Annotated in this window: 16 protein-coding genes; 12 read left to right on the top strand and 4 right to left on the bottom strand. The window is 33.6% G+C overall.

All coding sequences use genetic code 11. The features are described 5' to 3' along the window. Nucleotides 1-388: 388 nt before the first annotated feature. A complete protein-coding gene (locus ADJ83_RS24010; protein ID WP_031536138.1) occupies nt 389-1,666 on the bottom strand; it encodes an IS110 family transposase in 1,278 nt (425 codons plus the stop codon). Between the two features lie 354 nt (nt 1,667-2,020). Between ADJ83_RS24010 and ADJ83_RS24005 the strand changes: the two genes are divergently transcribed. The 12 genes from ADJ83_RS24005 to lgt all read left to right on the top strand — a co-directional run bounded on the left by ADJ83_RS24005 (nt 2,021) and on the right by lgt (nt 13,140). Next, nucleotides 2,021-2,380, top strand: coding sequence for a hypothetical protein (locus ADJ83_RS24005; protein WP_016204447.1), 360 nt, complete (start codon nt 2,021-2,023; stop codon nt 2,378-2,380). Between the two features lie 157 nt (nt 2,381-2,537). Continuing rightward, the gene (locus ADJ83_RS24000; protein ID WP_031539950.1) at nt 2,538-3,119 is read left to right on the top strand and encodes a YdhK family protein; all 582 of its coding nucleotides are present in this window, start codon (nt 2,538-2,540) and stop codon (nt 3,117-3,119) included. A 60-nt stretch (nt 3,120-3,179) separates the two neighbouring features. Then, nucleotides 3,180-3,797, top strand: coding sequence for a hypothetical protein (locus ADJ83_RS23995; RefSeq protein WP_016204445.1), 618 nt, complete (start codon nt 3,180-3,182; stop codon nt 3,795-3,797). A 131-nt stretch (nt 3,798-3,928) separates the two neighbouring features. After that, complete coding sequence (locus ADJ83_RS23990) at nt 3,929-4,645, top strand: YwmB family TATA-box binding protein (protein WP_016204444.1); 717 nt, start codon at nt 3,929-3,931, stop codon at nt 4,643-4,645. A 170-nt stretch (nt 4,646-4,815) separates the two neighbouring features. Continuing rightward, nucleotides 4,816-5,922, top strand: coding sequence for a stage II sporulation protein P (gene spoIIP / locus ADJ83_RS23985; RefSeq protein WP_048719294.1), 1,107 nt, complete (start codon nt 4,816-4,818; stop codon nt 5,920-5,922). Nucleotides 5,923-6,046: 124 nt separating this feature from the next. Beyond that, nucleotides 6,047-6,421, top strand: a complete 375-nt coding sequence (locus tag ADJ83_RS23980; protein ID WP_048719289.1) for a hypothetical protein — start codon at nt 6,047-6,049, stop codon at nt 6,419-6,421. Between the two features lie 243 nt (nt 6,422-6,664). After that, nucleotides 6,665-7,006 (top strand): metal-sensitive transcriptional regulator, encoded by a 342-nt coding sequence (locus ADJ83_RS23975; protein WP_016204441.1) that lies wholly within the window; start codon nt 6,665-6,667, stop codon nt 7,004-7,006. A 15-nt stretch (nt 7,007-7,021) separates the two neighbouring features. After that, nucleotides 7,022-7,228 carry a copper chaperone CopZ gene (gene copZ / locus ADJ83_RS23970; RefSeq protein ID WP_016204440.1) on the top strand — a complete coding sequence of 69 codons (207 nt, stop codon included), beginning with the start codon at nt 7,022-7,024 and terminating at the stop codon, nt 7,226-7,228. 173 nt (nt 7,229-7,401) lie between these two features. After that, nucleotides 7,402-9,840 carry a heavy metal translocating P-type ATPase gene (locus tag ADJ83_RS23965; protein WP_016204439.1) on the top strand — a complete coding sequence of 813 codons (2,439 nt, stop codon included), beginning with the start codon at nt 7,402-7,404 and terminating at the stop codon, nt 9,838-9,840. Nucleotides 9,841-10,060: 220 nt separating this feature from the next. Then, complete coding sequence (locus ADJ83_RS23960) at nt 10,061-11,617, top strand: multicopper oxidase family protein (protein ID WP_048719282.1); 1,557 nt, start codon at nt 10,061-10,063, stop codon at nt 11,615-11,617. Nucleotides 11,618-11,708: 91 nt separating this feature from the next. Continuing rightward, nucleotides 11,709-12,296, top strand: a complete 588-nt coding sequence (locus tag ADJ83_RS23955) for a DUF1405 domain-containing protein (RefSeq protein ID WP_016204437.1) — start codon at nt 11,709-11,711, stop codon at nt 12,294-12,296. A gap of 40 nt (nt 12,297-12,336) precedes the next feature. After that, nucleotides 12,337-13,140, top strand: coding sequence for a prolipoprotein diacylglyceryl transferase (gene lgt, locus ADJ83_RS23950; protein ID WP_016204436.1), 804 nt, complete (start codon nt 12,337-12,339; stop codon nt 13,138-13,140). Between the two features lie 93 nt (nt 13,141-13,233). Here the strand turns inward: lgt and ADJ83_RS23945 are convergent, their stop codons facing one another. The 3 genes from ADJ83_RS23945 to ADJ83_RS23935 all read right to left on the bottom strand — a co-directional run. After that, the gene (locus ADJ83_RS23945) at nt 13,234-13,794 is read right to left on the bottom strand and encodes a TVP38/TMEM64 family protein (protein ID WP_031537458.1); all 561 of its coding nucleotides are present in this window, start codon (nt 13,792-13,794) and stop codon (nt 13,234-13,236) included. Continuing rightward, on the bottom strand, nt 13,791-14,474 hold the full coding sequence (locus ADJ83_RS23940; protein WP_031537459.1) for a response regulator transcription factor: 684 nt from the start codon (nt 14,472-14,474) through the stop codon (nt 13,791-13,793). The genes ADJ83_RS23945 and ADJ83_RS23940 overlap by 4 nt, the downstream gene beginning before the upstream one ends. Then, nucleotides 14,471-15,847: sensor histidine kinase (locus ADJ83_RS23935; protein WP_239687096.1), on the bottom strand; the 1,377-nt coding region annotated here is incomplete at its 5' end. The genes ADJ83_RS23935 and ADJ83_RS23940, both read right to left, overlap by 4 nt.

The raw sequence follows: 15,847 nt of genomic DNA, 5'->3' as shown, positions 1-15,847 counted from the left end.
CTCCCTCTATAAATATTGATTTATCAACGGTTTGAGCCGTTGTTGGGGTGTCAAAAAAATATTTTTCGACACGATTCCTAACAGAATTTATATATTATGTGTAATTATTCCAACCTACGGGTACGCTACGCGGTCACTACTGGATAATTATAGAAAGTAGTGATAGGGAATTATGCGATGCACAATGGATCTCTGCGTAGCTTATGATGACGTACCCTCCCATGTCTCTGGGCATCTATGTGCCTACATTCCTTCGTTCGGTCTAGTCATAAGGCAGAGGCTAGCGAAGCTCCTTTAGGGACTCAAGGTCGAATGGAAAATATATTGCCAGCTTCTCCGTGTCATCCTGTTGTCTAGGTCTTATTGTCTTATTAAGGGGATGTAGGGTTTAAACAGCCTCTGCGAGACCTGGAATATCCCTCATCATTCGCTGTGCGTCAAACGCTTTGTGCTTGGTACTAATTCCATGTAATACTTTTAATAGCTTACCGCATAAAACCACGATAGATTGCTTCTTGCGTAATGGATTAACCTGACGGTTTGTGTAATACTCGTGCAGCTTTCTAAAGGCTTCATTATGGCGAATCATAGGCATCATAACTCGGAACAGGAGGGCACGTAACTTTCGTCTGCCCCGTTTAGAAATACGTTTTTGTCCTTTATGCAGACCAGAGGAATTTTCACGTAACGTTAATCCCGCGAGTTTGATAAGTTGGCGTGGATCTTCGTAGTGTGAAAAGCTTCCAATTTCGGCTAATAAGTCAACAATGGTGGTATCTCCAAGTCCTTGGACGGTTGATAGCCATTCATACTCTACAGACGTTTTTACAAGTTCAACTAAGTGCACCGTAATGTTTTCGATATCTTTCTCTAATTGATGGTAACGGCGAACGAGCGTGGCGATTTCAATGTGGGCCATCTCACGTCCTTCTGTTACCCCGATAGAGTTAGCCGCGACTTCAATAAGGCGCACTGCTTTTGGTCTTTGTGGGGATTTTAGCCCCTCGACCTTTCGATAAAGGGTTAAGACTTCATCGGGTTGTTTTTGGTGAAAATCACTCGGAAATGGAGTACATTCAAGTACAGCTAAAGCCATTTTTCCGAATGAAGGAAACACCTGAGTAAACTCTGGGAAATAGCGATCTAACCAGCGAATCATCATGTTTTTGAGAGAGCCTAACTCCTCTACCAACTTGCTTCTAAAAGTTGAGCCAACACGAAGTTCTGCTTCCATTTCCTTTAAAATACGCGGATAACTGAAACGACCGTCTTTAATAAGACGAGCAATTACTAGCGCATCTTTTCGGTCATGTTTAGTTGGAAGATTGTCGTCTAACTCCTTTGAACGTTTGACGTGCATCGGATTTGTCATTACTAAGGGGATGCCCCGTTCCTCAAGGAAATAAGCTAAATTGAGCCAGTAATGGCCAGTAGGTTCAATCCCAACAATAACCTCTGTTTTTTCATTTTCTTTCATTGCGGTCAAAATACGTTGATAGAAATAATTAAAACCGCTATTAGACTGGGAAACAGCAAAAGACTTTTGAAGCACACGACCGCGATCATCTACAAAGCAAGCGTAATGCGTACGCTTGGCAATATCGATTCCGACCACAAGTGTTTTCTCGGTGACTTGATTTATTTTCTGATTTTGTTTAAAATCCATTATGGAGTCCTCCTTGGTTACAAATTAGGGGTCATTTCGTCGACGATTTGACACCCCGCATCATACCAAGAGGGCTCTTTTTGTTCAAGTCCCCGAAAATCCTTCTAACAGGAATGCTCCTTTATAAATAAAAATTTAGACTCTTTGATTGAATCCTCAAATGGTTAACAAATTTGTTTTCGGTAATTCTTAGCATTAAAGGCTAATAAAAGCTTTTCATGAAACTGTACCTATTTTAAATTCCATAGTGTAAATGGGACATTAATAAACATATAATATATGTAACATTATGTGGTGAAAAAGTCTTTTAAACATTTCCAAAAAACCTAATTAATTAAGAGGTGTGGGTCAAATATGTGCTTAACAAACAATTTTGTTGAAGAACAGGCTTATAAAGTAAGTAAAACGATAAAAGAAAGTTCCATATATAAATTTGACCGAGTAATCTACTCAAATAACAACATAGATGTCTTCCTAGATTCTAATTGGGATGAAAAGTCCCTTATTACCAATGTTGTCTTGAAAGATAACTACGATCAAGAATACGTAATAAAGCCAAATCAAAATGGAATGAAATTTGCAAAAGGAGAAATTTCCTTTAAGAAATATACAAAGCTACAAAGGAAAGAAGATACACAAGGAATTTGGGCTTTTATTTTTTCAGTCGTTCCATTATTGCTCTTATTTAGTATTATAAGAATGTTCCTGATTTAAGATATATTAAATTTCTGCATATTTTTTGCATTTTTTCTTTGTAAAATAGGGGAAAATAAAATAGGAAGGAGCAGAAACAGTCAATATACCAATAAATATTTTTCATCTTTTTATGAGGAACATCTAATTGTTGAACAAGAAAAAAAGGAGAATTCAAATGAAGAAAAAAACTTTCATGAAAAGCAGTCTAATCTTAACACTATTGGTCTTATTATTAGCTGCTTGTTCAAACAATAACAACGAAAATAGCTCAAACAAAAGTGAAGAGGGAATGGATATGTCTTCTCATGATATGGAAGGCATGGATATGTCGGGTTCAGGAGAAGTTCCTGAGGGTCTAAAAGTCGCTGAAAAGCCTAAATATGAGGTTGGAAGTAATGCAATAATCAATGCAGACCATATGAAAGGTATGGATGGAGCAGAAGCGACAATCGTAGGTGCTTACGATACAATTGTTTACACAATTTCATATACTCCAACAACAGGTGGAGAAAAAGTAACAAATCATAAATGGGTAATTCAAGAGGAAATTGAAGACGCTGGAGATGAAGCAATTGAGCCAGGTACAGAAGTTATAGTCAACGCAGACCATATGGAAGGCATGAAGGGGGCAAAGGCTACAATCGATTCAGCAGAAAAAACAACGGTTTATATGGTAGATTATACCCCAACCACAGGTGGAGAAAAAGTAACGAACCACCAATGGATTACGGAAAGTGAATTATCTCCAGTAGAATAATAAAAAAGGCTATCTTTTGGTAGCCTTTTTTACATTTATAATAATGTGGGAGTTGGAAATATGAGCGTTGAAAAGATAAAAATTGCAGTCAACGGTGGTATCCAGTTTGGAGCTAAATTAAATGCAAAACAATTAGCGCTTTTGGCTAAATATTTAGATGAGGATCAAGAGGTAGAATTAACTACCTTTCAACAAATATACTTGGAGGTTCCCCAAAGTAATGCTACTGAAATTATGCAGGAATTTAGACTGAGTGGATTAAGTTGTTATCCTGTAGGTAATTATGTAAAAAGCTTACGTACATGTAATTTTTGTAAAGGGTCTGAGGAAGAAGGGATGCCTATAGCACAGGAATTGAACAGAATAATTGCAGGGAGAGAGGTACCATTTACCTTAAAAGCTGCATATACTGGTTGTCCTGTTGGTTGTGGTGAACCATTAGTTAACGATATAGGAATAATGAAAATAAAAGATACTTACTCCCTCTATATAGGAGGTAAAGCAACTGGAAAAGATGCAGAAATAGGAACATTATTAATGAAGGAACTTTCACCAGAGGAACTATATAGAAAGGTTGAGGAAATATTAGAATTATATATTAATGAAGGAAAGAAAAGAGAAAAGTTTTATAAATTTGTTAACCGAATTGGAATAGATCAGATCAAGGAACGTCTTTGATAGAAAAGGTAATAGAGCGACTCTATTACCTTTTTTATATTTTTCTAGTTTACTTAATGTTATAGATTAAAAGATATTAAGGTATAAAAGTAATTAATATAGGACACTATGAAACTAAAGGGGGATATTTTATGAAGAAAACAATTATCTATATAACTGCTTCTGTCCTTTTAATTTCTTTATTTTTTTATTTTAATTATAAGGTTTCTGGAAAAGAGGATAAATTATTAAAAACCATAGTTAATCTTCAATCAATTAATGCTGATATTTCTCAATGGTCTATCTACACGAAAAAAGAAAAGAAGAGTAATACTTCATTAAATATATATTATCAAAGAGAATCTGAATTAAAGAAAAAATATCAACAGTTTAATTGGGAAGTTGAGAAAGATAAAAATCATCATATTAAGTTAACTGGTACATTAAAAGACCAAAATATCCAGCAGTTAATTACCTTAACTGCATATAATGAAAATGATAAATATAACATTTTAGAAACTTATAGTTATAAAAGCACAGATTGGAATAAAGAGGAATACCAAAATGTTTTGAAATCACTAGATGAGAAAGAAAACTACTTTTTTACTGTTAAGGCTTTAGTAAGAAAGAAAGAAAATATTAAACAAATTTCAACGCTACTTTTGAAAAAATTTACAGCAAACTCTATTGAAAAATTAGTTGAAGATGATTTTGTTTCAATTACTGCTTATAACAAGTCGTGGAAGGATTATTTATCTAGTAATAAAAAAAACAAATTTAACATTCAATTTGGTATAAGGACAAATAAAGAGCTTCAAGACACTTATAATTTAACAATTGGAAGCCCTATTATAACAGAAGAATATTGAAACTTTTAAAAATGGTTACCATAATGAGTAGCCATTTTTTATACAACCTTTAAAATACCTGTCTCTTTGAAATACCTGTCTTTTTGAATGTGCAGAAAATATGCAGACTACTGATGAAACTATTACATATAAATATGTAGATAACACTATCTAAATAGGGAGGTCAAATTATGATACGAATATTAAATGGTTATCTACTAGCTATTATTATTGTCATGTATTTTAGTATTTTCCTAATAAATTATCTGAAATCAGATATAAAACTTTCATCAGACATTGTTTCTGTTTCTACTAAGCAACTAGATGCAGATATTCTTTCTTCTTTATTTGAAATTGGACAGTTTCAACTATCAGATGTTAACGAAGAAATTAAAAAACCATCTATTTTAAACGGCGTAGTTTGGCTTACTTCAAATATTTGGCCTGAAGATATAAGGACTTTTTTAGGAAGAGAATTAGTAGGATTTTCGCAATTTAATACTGAGATAGCTATCGCAGGGAAAGGGACTAATCTAGCAACGCTACCAATAGAGTCTCCGCCTCCTAATGAGGATATTCTTACAAATGAAAATAATAGCAGTTCCAATGAAGACAAAATAGAATCTCCAAAGAACGAAGCTTCTAATAAAAATGTTGTATATATATACCATTCTCATAGTTGGGAAGCATTTTTACCACAACTTTCAGGTATTACAGATCCAAATCAGGCGTCTAGTTTGGACGTAAAGAAAAATGTAATCCAAGTGGGTACCCAATTGCAAAATGAATTATTAGAGAGGGGGATAGGAGCTGAACATAGTACTACCAATGTAACAGCAGAACTTAAAAAAAAGGGTTGGAGTTACGCTCAATCCTATAGTTTAACAAGAGAAATCGTCCAAGAAGCTACTACTAAGGAAAAGTCTTTAGTTTATCTTATTGATATACATAGGGATTCACAGGCAAGAAAGATTACTACGTTAGAGTTTAATGGTATTGAATATGCAAGATTATTCTTTGTAGTTGGAAAGGAAAATAAAAACTATGAACGAAATCTCAAATTGGCAAAAGATCTAAATGAAAGATTAGAAAATGATATTCCTGGAATTAGTAGGGGAGTCTTTGTGAAAAGTAAAGATGAAGGGAATGGGGTATATAATCAAGATTTATCAAGTAATTCTATCCTCTTAGAATTTGGAGGGGTGGATAATAAGCAGCAGGAACTTTTCAACACGGTTGATGAATTTGCCGAGGTGTTTAGTGAGTATTATAGAGAAGTAGAGGAAGTAAATAATTAATTAGCTTTTAGTAGCTAGTTGGTTACTGTAAAACACTTTATTTTGTGTTAGATAAAAAATCCACACTTTCTTCAATGTTTTAATCTATATTAAGCAAGTAAAATAATCGAATGGAGTAAAGAGAATGAAAGTTAAACGGGTAATAATAACAACACTTCTTTCATTTATCATCATTATCTTAGCAGGATGTATGTCCACTCTAAGTGAAAAAACAAATACAGCAGTTAATAGTGAAGAAAAATTAAAGGAAGTAGTTCTTATAAGTGACAATAAAAAGACAAGTAAAAATTGGAATCTGGTTGATATTCCAGATAAAATAGAGATACCCAATAATAAAAAGGATGTACAGGTTTATGAAGAGGAAGTAGGACATTCAGTATATAACGGAATTTTTGTCAATTTCATGGATGTAAAAGATTTAAACGGTTTTAGTAATATATTAATCGGATACCATCACAAGGAAATTTGTTTGACATCAGAAATTAAATGCACATGCTAATGTTTAACAATAAAATTTAATGAAAGGGTACGCTTTAAACGGTTTTCAGAGCGTACTTTTTTATATATTTTCCACTTAAATGCTTTGTATATTGCATATGTATTTGAATTTTTTTAGCAAAAAATACATGATTGTTAAACATAATAATTAGTAAACAGAGAAGAAAAAAGAAAAAATTTAAATTTAGGCTTTACATAGGGTACGGGGGTATACTATAATGTGCTTGTGGAGGTGAAATAGTTAATGGCATCCGTTTTAGATAATGATGAATCTTTAGAGGAAACTCATTGTTCCACTTCAAGTGAGCGAAAAAGCCATCACTCCAATAAGGTTAAACAAAATCTTATCACCAGGTTAAATCGGATTGAAGGTCAAATACGAGGTATAAAAGGATTAATAGAGAAAGATACTTATTGTGATGATGTTATAACTCAAATTTCTGCGACACAAGCAGCTATGAATAGTGTTGCAAAAATTTTACTTGAGGGCCATTTGAAAGAGTGTGTTGTTGAGCGTATTCAAGAAGGTGACCTAGAAGTAGTAGATGAAGTATTAATTACAATACAAAAATTAATGAAAAAGTAAAAGGAGAAGATAAATATGGAAAAAGTAACTTTAAATGTTCAAGGTATGTCTTGTAATCATTGCGTTAACTCAATTGAAGGCAATGTAGGTAAGCTCAATGGTGTATCAAATGTAAAAGTTGACCTTGGAACCGGAACTGTTCTTGTAGAGTTTGATAAAGAAGTATTAACATTAGATAAAATTAAGGAAACAATCGATGATCAAGGTTATGATGTACAATAATGCAACAAGGGCGAACGTTTTAAAATAACGGTTGCCCTCTCTTTATAAAACATTTATACCCCCATATGGTATAAATGTTTTGTGACAAATTAAATAAGAATATAAACTCTAGTTTGTGTAACATTAAGAAAATGTTTGATAACGGTAAATCGAAAGTTATAGGAGGGTATAAAATGGAAACAGATAATCGCTCATTAGCACAGCCTAAACCTAATACTAATGATAATGAAAGTGTTTCACTAAATATTACTGGAATGACATGTGCCGCATGTGCTACTAGAATCGAAAAAAACATATCAAAAGTGCAAGGTGTTCAAAAAGCAAATGTAAATCTTGCTACTGAAAAGGCAGCAGTGACCTATAATCCTTCGCAAGTATCAATTGAAGAGATAATTGAAAAAGTTAACAAAACAGGGTATGGGGTTGAACAAGAAAAAGTAAATTTAAATATTATAGGTATGACATGCGCTGCATGTGCTACTCGTATTGAGAAAGTATTGAATAAGGTAGACGGAGTAAAAAATGCTAATGTTAACCTCGCTACAGAGAAAGCTAGTGTTGAATATATCCCTGGAAGTACCAATGTAGATCAATTAGTTAATATGGTAAGGAAAGCTGGCTACGATGCAAAATTAGTTAGTGAAAATGAAGGAGATTATGAACAGAGTACTCGAGAAAAAGCTTATAGAAAGCAAAAAATAAAATTTATTGTTGGTGCCATTTTATCCATACCTTTTTTAGTCATGATGATATCAGATTTTATGATGGAGTACGGAAATGGAGGGTTCTTTCACTTAAATCCTTGGATTCAATTTTTACTAGCCACTGTAGTTCAATTTTATGTTGGGGGTCATTATTACCGCGATGCTTATAACTCAGTTCGGGGAGGTAGTGCTAATATGGCTGTCCTAGTAGTACTAGGAACGTCTGCAGCCTATTTATACAGTTTAGTTGTTACTATAATGGGAACTGGGCAATATCTTTATTTTGAAGCAGCAGCTATAGTTATGACTCTAATTGTATTAGGAAAGCTACTTGAAATAAGGGCTAAAGGTCAAACCTCAGAAGCCATAAAAAAATTAATGGGTTTACAGGCAAAAACGGCTAGAGTTATTCGAAATGGTGTAGAAATAGATATACCACTAGAAGATGTTCAAACAGGAGAACTTATTATTGTTCGGGTAGGCGAAAAAATACCAGTTGACGGAATAATTATAGAAGGAAATACAACAGTTGATGAATCCATGTTAACAGGGGAAAGTATGCCTGTAGGTAAAAAAGCTGGGGATAATGTTATTGGTGCTACTATGAATAAACATGGTTCATTTAAATTCCAGGCAACGAAAGTTGGGAAAGATACTGCCCTTTCTCAAATTGTTAAGCTAGTAGAAGAAGCTCAAGGATCCAAAGCTCCAATTCAGCAAGTTGCAGATAAAATTTCAGCAGTATTTGTTCCTATTGTCATTGTGATAGCTCTAGCTACTTTTGGTATTACATTCGCACTTGTTGGATTTACCCCGGCTTTAGTTAGTACAATTGCTGTACTTGTTATTGCATGTCCGTGTGCATTGGGATTAGCAACGCCAACTGCTGTTATGGTAGGTACTGGTAAAGGTGCTGAAAATGGACTACTTATAAAAGGTGCTGAACACCTTCAAAACTCACAGCGAGTAACAACTGTAGTATTAGATAAAACCGGTACTATTACTAAGGGTGAACCTGATGTAACAGATATTGTTCCTTACGGTAACCTTTCTAAAGATGAAATATTACAAATTGCTGCAACTGCTGAAAAAGGATCGGAACATCCACTTGGAGAGGCAATTGTAAACAGTGCAACAGAAAAAGGAATAGACTTATTAAAAGCTAATAATTTTAATGCTATTCCAGGGCATGGGATTGAAGTTAGTATCAATAAACAAAAGATATTAATCGGTAATAAAAAGCTTATGGCCCAGAATAATGTAAATATTAATGCTTCTATTGATACTATGGAAAAATTTGAAGGTGAAGGAAAAACTGCTATGCTTATGGCTATTGATGACAGTCTAGCAGCCATAATTGCCGTAGCAGATACTGTTAAAGAAACATCCTCGGATGCCATTAAGGCTTTAAAGAAATTAGGAATTGAGGTCATAATGATTACGGGGGACAATCGACTTACAGCAGAAGCAATTGCCAACCAGGTTGGTGTAGACCGAGTGCTCGCAGAAGTTCTGCCAGAAGATAAATCTGCCGAGGTAGAAAAACTAAAGAAAGAAGGAAAAGTTGTTGCGATGGTTGGAGATGGAATTAATGATGCTCCGGCACTTGCTGCTGCTGATGTAGGCATTGCAATTGGAACTGGTACAGACGTTGCAATGGAGGCAGCGGACATTACGCTAATGCGCGGGGATTTAATGGGAATAGTCGATATAATTCTTCTGTCCAAATCAACGATGAGAAAAATACGACAGAATTTGTTTTGGGCATTTGCATATAATATCATCCTCATACCGGTTGCAGCCATTGGATTATTAAATCCAATACTCGCCGGTGGTGCTATGGCTTTTAGTTCCGTGTCCGTTGTAGGAAATACATTATTTCTTCGCAAATGGAGACCAATTAGATAAATGGATAAAAACAACCTGCAAATTATCTGCAGGTTGTTTGTTTTATTTAGGGGCAACTACTGTTGTACTGTTGTTGCTGTTTTATATTTCTACCTATACGTTCTAGTTATTTTTAGACTAGAACGTATAACGTTTAAAATTTATGAACTTTTGTTCATATAAAATGCATAAAATCTTCAATTATTTTTAATATCATAATTCATGAAAGTGAGGAGAGAGTATGAAATTAAAAATACTAGCATTAATTGGATTCCTATTATTAATCCTTTCAGCATGCTCCAATAAACAAAACGAGAGTATAAATCGAGCAGATGTTGAAAAACAGGCTGAGAAGATTTCTTCAGAAGAAACAACTAAGACAGAAATCTTAAAAGGGAATGAGTTTACGATTGTTGCAAAAGAGGCAACTCATCAATTAACAAAAGATATTAGTGTAGATGCTTGGACTTTTAATGGTTCGGTACCAGGTTCTCAAATTCGTGTAATGCAAGGGGAAAAAGTAAAAATCAACTTAAAAAATGAACTTCCCGATCCTGTAACTATACATTGGCACGGTATTGTTCTTCCAAATAATATGGATGGTATACCTGGAGTTACTCAAAATGCTGTACAACCAGGTGAGACATTTACTTATGAGTTTACACCCCGAATTTCTGGTACTTATATGTATCACACTCATCAAGACGGTGTTAATCAACTTGATAAAGGTCTATATGGTGCCTTAATTGTTGAACCAAAAGAAAAAACATACGATCGTGATTATACGTTAATGCTTGACGAATGGATGAGTAATCCAGAGGAAGGTATGGATATGAGCGATATGGAAGGTATGGACATGGGTGAAAGTGATGAAATGGAAGGTATGGATATGGATACGAGTAATGATGGCGGAAGCATGACGATGGACGATATGAGCGCGTATGACATTTTTACCATCAATGGAAAAAGTGGTGAGAGTATTGAGCCTTTAAAAATGAAGGAGGGTGAGACGGTAAGACTCCGTTTAGCTAATATTGGGTATATGACACACAAAATGCATTTGCATGGTCAGAAATTTAATGTAGTTGCGGTTGATGGGCAAGAAATAGAAAACCCAGAAGTAATAGAAGATCAGTTAATCTCAATATCACCAGGTGAACGGTATGATATTGAGTTTGTAGCAGATAACCCAGGAGAATGGTATCTGGAGTGTCATGGAAATATGGAAGGAACAGCTGGAATGAAAGTGAAATTACAATATGAAGGTAGTTCCTTATCTACAGACAAACCGAATCAGGATATAGAACTTCCAGAGTTCACATACACAAATTATGGTTCTTCAAAAGACGGTGAGTTCACTCTAAATCAGAAGTATGATGTTGAATATACAATGAACTTAAATACAGAAGTATTAGATAATAATATGGCTTACACAATCAATGGAAAAGCTTTCCCTAATACAGAAAATATTATGGTTAAAGAAGGTGACCTTGTAAAAGTAAAGATTGTGAATAACTCTAAAGGTGAAGACCATCCTATGCATTTACATGGTACATCTTTTCAAATTTTAAGTAAAAACGGTAAAAAACTTGAGGGTGCATCAATTATTAAAGATACTGTAAATCTAGAACCCGGAGATGAGTATGAGATAGCTTTCAAAGCAGATAACCCTGGGAATTGGCTATTCCATTGCCATGATTTACATCATGCTTCTGCAGGTATGGTAACAATGGTTAAATATAAAGGATTTCAGCCTACTTTTATTCCAGATGAAAATGCTAATAATCAGCCAGAATAAATGATATAAAACAGGGTAAAATGCGGCCTTTAAAAGGCCGCATTTTACTGCTAATTAATGATAGTAACCTATTGGAAAGGAAGTGTATCATTTGAATTTTACTTCATTACTTACAAATAGAAAGGCATTGTTTATTCTGTTAGTAGTTAATATTATAGGCACATTATATGGATTTTTATGGTATGGAGGCCAACTATCAGTTACACCTAATAAATATCTAATTTTTGTTCCAGATAGCCCAACAGCTAGTTTATTTTTTGTTTTTGTATTAATTGCTTTATTTTTGAAAACTAACTTACCTCTGTTTGAGGCACTAGCTATAGTAACACTATTGAAATATGGAATATGGGCAGTTGTAATGAATTTATTAGTTCTGATAGAAATAGGCTATTTAGATTGGTCTAGTTACATGCTGATTTTTTCCCATGGAGCAATGGCAATCCAGGGTTTATTATATAAAAACTCCTATAAAATAAAAGGTTGGCATCTAGTAGTTGCTGCAATTTGGACTCTTCATAATGATGTGATTGATTACCTATTTAAAATGATGCCAAGATACAGCGTACTAGACAATTATATTCCGCAAATAGGCTATTTTACTTTCTGGTTAAGTGTATTTTCAATCAGCATTACGTATGTTCTTTGTATAAGAAGGAAAAAAGCAATATCGGAAATTTGAAATTTTGGCTAATCTAAAAATTTAAACGAGGTGAATCTTTGTGGAAAATATTCAACCGCTAAATAGAGTCGCTTTTGAAATTGGAACTTTCACTGTTTATTGGTATGGAATTATTATTGGAGCTGGTTTACTTCTTGGTTGGATTCTTGCTACAAAAGAATCTAAAAGACAAGGTCTTCCTAAAGATACTTTTTCGGATCTTTTATTATGGGCTATACCGATTTCCATTCTTAGTGCCCGACTTTATTATGTTTTATTTAAATGGGAATATTACTCGGAAAATCCAGGGGATATCATTGCAATTTGGGAAGGTGGTATTGCCATACATGGAGCTATTATTGGAGGGGCATTAACGGCTTGGTTTTTTGCTAAAAAGAAAGGTTTATCCTTTTGGCAATTGGCTGACATTGCTGCACCTAGTCTTATACTAGGTCAGGCAATAGGGCGTTGGGGGAACTTTATGAACCAGGAAGCTCACGGCGGCAAGGTTACTAGAGATTTTCTGGAGAATTTAAATTTGCCGGATATTATTATTAATCAAATGTATATTGACGGTACGTACTATCATCCCACTTTTTTGTATGAATCCTTATGGAATATTCTTGGTTTTACTTTATTAATTGTTGCTAGAAGAATTGTTTTCCTTAAAAAGGGAGAACTATTTTTAGTTTATATAATGTGGTATTCTTTTGGGAGATTTTTTATTGAAGGGTTAAGAACGGATAGCTTAATGCTTACAACTAACTTACGTGTTGCACAAGTAATTTCTTTGATATTCTTTATTTCCGCTGTCCTATTAATCTGGTATAGAAGAAGGAAGGCATACAAAAGTGGGATAATGTAAAGTATACAAAAATAGGCTCCTTGTTTTCGGAAGCCTATTTTTGTTGTTTTTTCTATGATAAGTGTCTTAATCTCCATTTTTCATCTTATTGCTTTATTTTCTTTTTTTTCTAAACTCTTTTAAAATATATATTAATAACAGGATTAGTGAGCAATATATTATTGTCTCTTTCCATCCAGATGAATTGATGCTGAATACCTTATTAATGGAATAAACTTCAATTAGAAGCGATGGGATTTTTCCTATTGTACTAGCTATAGTAAAAGGGATAATTCTAATGCTACTTAATGCTGCGGTTAATGTCACGGCACCTGAAGGAATAAAAGGAAGAATTCTTAACAGGATTATAAGTATTACGGCTTTAGATTCAGTTGTGCTTTGTAACTTTTTTAAGAAGTGACTTCTTATCTTATAATTAGCAGTAAAGCGATTTAATCCTTTACGATATAAGATAAAACTTACTATAGCACCTAATGATTCACCAATTATTGAAATAATAATTGCTAATTTTAAATCAAAATAAATAATATTTATAGTAGTAAGAAAAGCACTAGGAAGAACTCCAAAAATTGCTATTATAATATTTGCAATTATAGTAACAATGGCTATAATTAAGGGGTTTTCTGGTAAATACTCTATAAAAAGGTCCCTCAATCAGATTCTTTTCCAATCCACTTGTATCCAACGCCCCAAACTGTTAATAAATATTCCTCTGATGGAAAACCAGCCTTCCTAAGTTTATCACGCAAGTTTCTTATGTGAGAATCTATAGTTCTATCTTCTGTTTCTACACCATGGCCCCATATGGAGTGTATAAGATGGTCCCTTGTGAACACCTTATTATGGTTTTGGAGAAAAAGCTTCATAAGTGCAAATTCCTTAGGAGTAAGAGGTATATTCTTCATCTGATAGTGTAATTCAAAGGACTCTTGATCTAAGGTTAAACCGTCAAACTGTATTAATTCCAACCTATTACCTTTTCTTCTTAATACTGCTTCTATTCTAGCAACAAGTTCCTCCCCATCAAAAGGTTTGGATATATAGTCATCTGCCCCTGTATTTAAGCCTTTTACAACATCCTTTTTATCTGTTCTTGCAGTAAGCATTATTATTGGAGTGTCCCAGTATTTTTTTATTTCTACACATGCTTCCCAGCCATCCATATCAGGCATCATTAAATCTAATAATATAAGATCCACGGTGTTCGATTCTAAATAAAGTAAAGCATCCATCGCAGAACTTATTTTTTTGCAATTATAGCCTAGTGGTGATAGATATAGAGCAATTAGATCAAGCATTTGCTGTTCGTCATCTACAATTAAGATGCTTTTCATTTGATTTCTCCTCCAAGATTTTTAAAAGATAGAATAAATGTTGTTCCGATATTAAGCTTACTTTCCACTCTTATTGTTCCTTCTTGTGCTTGGACCAATTCTTGGACAATCGATAATCCTAGTCCATATCCACCTAGTGATCTTGTTCTTGATTTATCAACACGGTAAAAACGATTAAAAATATAAGGTAGATCTTCCTCCGGTATTCCTTTTCCATTATCCTTTATCGTTATTTCCGTTTCTTTTTTTCTGAATCTAACTATAACTTCTACTTTGCTCCTCACTGGAGAATACTTCATAGCATTATCCAATAAGTTGAATAAAATTTGTTCCATTCTTGCTGGGTCTCCATAAAAAGAAGTGGTTTTAGGACAAAAAATTGTTAAATCAATTTCTTTTTCTTTAAAGGCGGGCAACATTTTTATTTGTAGTTTTACTAATAGTTCATTTAAATTTATTTGTTGTTTCTGAATGAGAAATGTATTTTTATCAATCTTGGCTAACTCAAATAAGTCCTCTATTAAAGAAGAAAGTCTATTTGATTCTTCTACAATAATTTGTAAGTACTTTTCTTTTTCTTCTTCTTCAATATTTTTTCTTAGAGAAATATCTGCGTAACCCTTTATATAAGTCAATGGTGTTCTAAGTTCATGGGAAATGCTTGCTAAAAAATCATTTCTCTCTTTCTTTAAGAAATTTAAGTCTCTAGCTAATTCTTTTATGGAAACTGCTAGTTCACCTAACTCATCATTACTTGTCCTTGGGAGATCCACTAAAAAATTACCTTTACTTATTTGATAAGTCGCTTCCTTCATCTTTACGAGTGGTTTAGTCAATGCTCTAGTAAGAAGTACAATCACAACAAAAGTTAAAAGAAGGGCAATTATACCAGCAAGAACAAAATGTTCATTTAACCTTCCAATTAAAGCATGAATGGATGCTGTTTCTTGGTACATATAGACATAACCTATTGTTTCATTTTTTTGCATTATCGGACTTAAAGTAATAATGTAAGGTTTATTTTTCCAGTCATCTTCTACAACTTTCCCCTCACTCTTTAGTTCCGTTTTTTGTTGAATTAAATATTTCTTGAAATTATCATTGTCAAAAGATGTTCCCAAAATATCACCTTTTTGATTAACAATTACTACATCAGTTAAAGCTTCTGATTCCATTAAAATAACGTGACTAATGGAATCTTCTTCAAAATGTTTCTCTAGAATATCTCTATGAGAATTACCCCTTGCTTGTAAAGCGGATAGCTCTTCCTCAATTCTCACATTAACTAAAGAGCTATGAAGATAAGAAAACATAAATGCTTCTAAGCCAAAAATGATTATGAAAAATAGAATCCCTAGTTTTATGGAAAGTTT

Origin of the sequence: Bacillus sp. 522_BSPC (assembly GCF_001076885.1) — a bacterium.
GTDB lineage: Bacteria > Bacillota > Bacilli > Bacillales > Cytobacillaceae > Niallia > Niallia hominis.
This window is presented reverse-complemented; position numbering and strand designations above follow the sequence as displayed.

Bases quoted from the DNA above. Each gene is read 5' to 3' on its own strand.
- ADJ83_RS23990 (WP_016204444.1), top strand. From the start codon at position 3,929: ATGAAGAAAACAATTATCTATATAACTGCTTCTGTCCTTTTAATTTCT.
- ADJ83_RS23960 (WP_048719282.1), top strand. From the start codon at position 10,061: ATGAAATTAAAAATACTAGCATTAATTGGATTCCTATTATTAATCCTT.
- ADJ83_RS23995 (WP_016204445.1), top strand. From the start codon at position 3,180: ATGAGCGTTGAAAAGATAAAAATTGCAGTCAACGGTGGTATCCAGTTT.
- ADJ83_RS24010 (WP_031536138.1), bottom strand. From the start codon at position 1,666: ATGGATTTTAAACAAAATCAGAAAATAAATCAAGTCACCGAGAAAACA.
- ADJ83_RS23980 (WP_048719289.1), top strand. From the start codon at position 6,047: ATGAAAGTTAAACGGGTAATAATAACAACACTTCTTTCATTTATCATC.
- ADJ83_RS24005 (WP_016204447.1), top strand. From the start codon at position 2,021: ATGTGCTTAACAAACAATTTTGTTGAAGAACAGGCTTATAAAGTAAGT.
- ADJ83_RS24000 (WP_031539950.1), top strand. From the start codon at position 2,538: ATGAAGAAAAAAACTTTCATGAAAAGCAGTCTAATCTTAACACTATTG.
- copZ (WP_016204440.1), top strand. From the start codon at position 7,022: ATGGAAAAAGTAACTTTAAATGTTCAAGGTATGTCTTGTAATCATTGC.
- ADJ83_RS23940 (WP_031537459.1), bottom strand. From the start codon at position 14,474: ATGAAAAGCATCTTAATTGTAGATGACGAACAGCAAATGCTTGATCTA.
- spoIIP (WP_048719294.1), top strand. From the start codon at position 4,816: ATGATACGAATATTAAATGGTTATCTACTAGCTATTATTATTGTCATG.
- ADJ83_RS23965 (WP_016204439.1), top strand. From the start codon at position 7,402: ATGGAAACAGATAATCGCTCATTAGCACAGCCTAAACCTAATACTAAT.
- ADJ83_RS23975 (WP_016204441.1), top strand. From the start codon at position 6,665: ATGGCATCCGTTTTAGATAATGATGAATCTTTAGAGGAAACTCATTGT.